General features: G+C 64.8%; 4 protein-coding genes and 1 pseudogene. All 5 read left to right on the forward strand.

The window, feature by feature from the left end:
* Positions 1–696: hypothetical protein (locus tag DFO68_RS15220; protein ID WP_133484450.1), on the forward strand; the 696-nt coding region annotated here is incomplete at its 5' end.
* Between the two features lie 196 nt (positions 697–892).
* Positions 893–1,222, forward strand: coding sequence for a hypothetical protein (locus tag DFO68_RS15225; RefSeq protein WP_133484451.1), 330 nt, complete (start codon positions 893–895; stop codon positions 1,220–1,222).
* A gap of 269 nt (positions 1,223–1,491) precedes the next feature.
* A complete protein-coding gene (locus tag DFO68_RS15230; protein ID WP_133484452.1) occupies positions 1,492–1,881 on the forward strand; it encodes a hypothetical protein in 390 nt (129 codons plus the stop codon).
* The gene (locus DFO68_RS15235) at positions 1,878–3,284 is read left to right on the forward strand and encodes an FAD/NAD(P)-binding protein (protein WP_133484453.1); all 1,407 of its coding nucleotides are present in this window, start codon (positions 1,878–1,880) and stop codon (positions 3,282–3,284) included. The genes DFO68_RS15230 and DFO68_RS15235 overlap by 4 nt, the downstream gene beginning before the upstream one ends.
* Positions 3,285–3,417: 133 nt before the next feature.
* Positions 3,418–3,561: pseudogene (locus tag DFO68_RS15240) on the forward strand (JAB domain-containing protein); the annotation flags it as partial.
* Positions 3,562–3,726: the final 165 nt, after the last annotated feature.

The raw sequence follows: 3,726 nt of genomic DNA on the forward strand, positions 1-3,726 counted from the left end.
GGCAGCGAGACCTGGGTGCTGATCCACGTCGAGGTGCAGGGCGAGCCGGAGGAGGCCTTTGCCGAGCGCATGTACACCTACCAGTACCGGCTGCGTGACCGCTACGGGGTGGATGTAGTGAGCCTGGCGGTGCTGGCCGACACCCGTGACAGCTTCCGGCCCACGACCTTCCGCTACCAGCGCTGGGGATGCGAGCTGACCTTTACCTTCCCCACGGCTAAGCTGATCGACTGGGAAGCGCGCTGGGCGGAGCTGGAAGCCAGCACCAACGTCTTCGCGCTGGTCGTCATGGCCCAGATCCACGCCAAGCGATTGAAGGACGGTGCCACGCGCAAGGACGTCAAGGTTGCCCTGATTCGGCTGCTGTATGAGCGGGGCTATAGCCGAGACCAGGTTGTGCAGCTATTCATCATCATTGACTGGCTGCTCCAGCTACCGAGCGCCCTGGAACCCGCGTTTGTCCAGGCGGTCTACGCCATACAGGAGGAGAAGCACATGCCTTACGTCAATACAATTGAGCGCGTTGAGCGCGAAAAGGAGCGTCAGGAAGGCCGTCTAGAAGGTCAGTTGGAGGCCAAGCGCGAGACAGCTCGCAACCTGATCAAGCTGGGGGTGCTCAGCGATGAGCAGATCGCCGAAGCGACCGGCCTGGTGATTGCTGATGTCCAGGCGCTGCGCGTCGAAGACAAGCACTGATCCGGCCTTCTCCCGCATCCCCGTCTGACGCACAGCAAGGGCAGCCCCGATGGTTGCCCTTGCTGTATCTGTATGTGACTGATTTCTTTTTAAAAATAAGAAAGGAGAAAGGCAGCCGCTCCCGAGGACGGGCCGCTCGATGCCCCGCCAGATGCCCCAGTGGCTCGCGTGCCGGCCTGGTGCGAGACGCTGCCGCTTGCAGCCGCTGATGCCGTTCGACGCCACGGCTGAGCTGCCTGCTGCCATTCCCTTCGGCTTCGAGGACTACCTCGAGCTGGTCGAGATCACCGGACGCTGCCAGCGCCCCGACAAGCGCGGCGCGATCGGTAAGCAGGTGCCCCGGCTGCTCGTCCGGCTGGGCATCGACCCGGACGCCTTCATTGCCGCCTCGACCACGCTGATGCAGCGCTTCAGCAGCGCCGTGGGCACGCCCGAAAGCCTCACCGCCTGCTGTGCCGAGCGCCAGGCACGGTACCTGCGCGGGATGCGCGCCGCCCGCGAGGTGTTCGAGCGCCGCGCGGCGTGATGCGTGCCGTTCGCGTCGACTATCTGACCTTGGTAGCCTCGTGCCGCTCCGTGCAGCATTCCATGCCGCTAACGGAGGATTTCCCTGCCTGGACGGTATAAAGCGGCCCTGGGGCCGCTGTGGACTGCTGATCCAGTGTGGTGCGAGACGGGTACCCATAGGCGGCCTGCAGGAGCGCTGGGCCATGCGATTGATCGAGGGGGTGTCAGTGGGCGGTTTCGTTTATTGCTATCATCAGGCACATCAATTCAGCACGCCAGAGGTACGCCATGTATGCCGTCGAGTTTGAAGCCGATATTCGGGATGGAGTCGTCAAGATCCCTGAAGAATACAAGCGTTTGAAGAATGCTCACGCCCGGATCGTGGTGCTGGTCGAGGAACCGGAAACCGACGCGGAGGTGAGGGCCTTCTCCGAGCATTCGGCCAGTACCATTGACGAATGGCGAGCGCCCAGCGTCAGGCCACCCAGCAAGGCAATAGCCTGGAGGGCCTGTTCGGCGGAGACGACATTGAGTTGGAGTTTGATTTCGACCTTTGACCCACCCGCAACAAGGAGCCAGACCATGGCCGATGAGCAGCCCCAAACCATCACGATTGATGGCACGCAATACCACCTGGCCGCGCTTTCCGATGACCGTGGCCAGGGAGCCGACGAATGACAGACCCCAAGGATAACGTGAACCGCGCCGGCAGCATTGCCGTGGTGGGTGGCGGCTACAGCGGCGTGATGACCGCAGTGAACCTGTTGAGTGAAGGCACCGAGGCGGACACCGACGTGTGCTTGATCGAACCTCGCGCCCGGGCCGGGCGAGGGCTGGCCTACAGCATCTGGGATGACAGCCTGTTGCTCAACGTGCCGGCCGGCAACATGAGCGCGCTGGCCGATGACCCGGCGCATTTCGTCAACTACTGCCGCGAACTCGACCCCAGCCTCAACGGCGGCTCGTTTGTCTCCCGGCGCCTTTATGGCGACTACCTTGAGGCCACCCTGGCCCAGGCGGTGTCGGTGTCGCCGCTGAGCTTGCGGCGCATCCATGGCGAGGTGATCGCCGTGCATTCGGGGGCGAAGGGCGGGGCGTTTCAGCTTGAACTGGCCGATGGCGCCACGCTGGCCGCCGACCGGGTCGTGCTCGCCCCGGGGTTTCTCGGGCCGCAGCGACTGCCCTTTGCGCAAGCCTTGGCAGGCTCGCCCCGCTACATTGAAAACCCCTGGGATTTCAGGGCGATGGACGCCATCCCTCCCGGCGCGCCGGTGGCCATCATCGGCACCGGCCATACCGCCATCGACGCTCTGTTCCGCCTCACCAGCCTGGACGATGGCCGCCCGGTGCATTTGATCTCACGCCACGGGCTGTTGCCCAAAGCCCACCGCACCCTGCCGCAGGCGCCGCTGTCGACGGGCTTCCCGAGCTATCTGGAGAACGTGCCCGCCACCGCGCTGGGATTGCTGCGGGCACTGCGCACCGAGATCAAGCGCCGCCAGCGGCTGGGGCAGAACTGGCGTGATGTACTCAACGAACTGAGGCCCTACACCAGCGTCCTCTGGCAGCGCTGGCCGCTGGCTGAACGCCGCCGTTTCCTGGCCCGACTTCGCCCCTGGTGGGACGTTCACCGCCACCGGCTGGCTCCCGTTGCCGCCGCACGCTTGCACGCACAACTGCGCAGCGGCTGCACCCAGGTGCTGGCCGGCCAGATCACCCGGATGACGCCGCACGCCGAGGGCGTGGTGGTGAGCTTTCGCGAACGCGCCAGCGGCGCCCTGAACACCCTGCAGGTGGCCGCGGTGGTCAACTGCACCGGCCCCGAGTACGACATCGACCGGTCCCGCTCGGTGCTGATCGAGCAACTGCGCGAGACGGGGCTGATCCAGGCCGATGCCCTGCGCCTGGGGCTGGAGGTGGACGACCACTACCGCCCCATCGGACGCGAGGGCGAGCCCCTGCCGGGGCTTTTCTACGTCGGCCCCATGCTGCGGGCCCGCTACTGGGAAGCGATCGCCGTCCCGGAACTGAGAACACACACCCGGCAAGTGGCCCGACAACTGCTCCAGGCGATGGCGTGAGGGGTTCAGCCGCGGCCATATAGCCCGAATGTTTCATAAACACCCCGAACACGCACTCAATTCTTTCCACCAGGCCCCCATCCTGCCCGCAAAGAAAGGACCCCCACTTTGTTCTTCACTTTGTTCTTCTTTGGGCGACCCCGAGCCCAGCGACGCCGACCGGCGCATCACCCAGCGTCTCAAGGACGCCCTGGGCCTGGTGGAGATCCGGGTGCTGGATCATGTCGTGGTGGGCTTTGATGGCTACACGTCGTTCGCCGAACGGGGGTGGCTCTAGGGCAGCAGCTCTCCATGCTAGCCGATTCCCTCTTCTATCTCGGCCATTGGCCCACTCACCATTGCCTCCACCTCACGGCTGCCCTGACTGGCGCCGTGGGGCGGGGCTCTCTCGTAGGGCGCGCTTTTTTCTTTACAGGGCAGGGGGATAGAGTGAGGGAGATAG

The organism is Halomonas ventosae (genome assembly GCF_004361885.1).
Classification (GTDB): Bacteria; Pseudomonadota; Gammaproteobacteria; order Pseudomonadales; family Halomonadaceae; genus Halomonas; species Halomonas ventosae_C.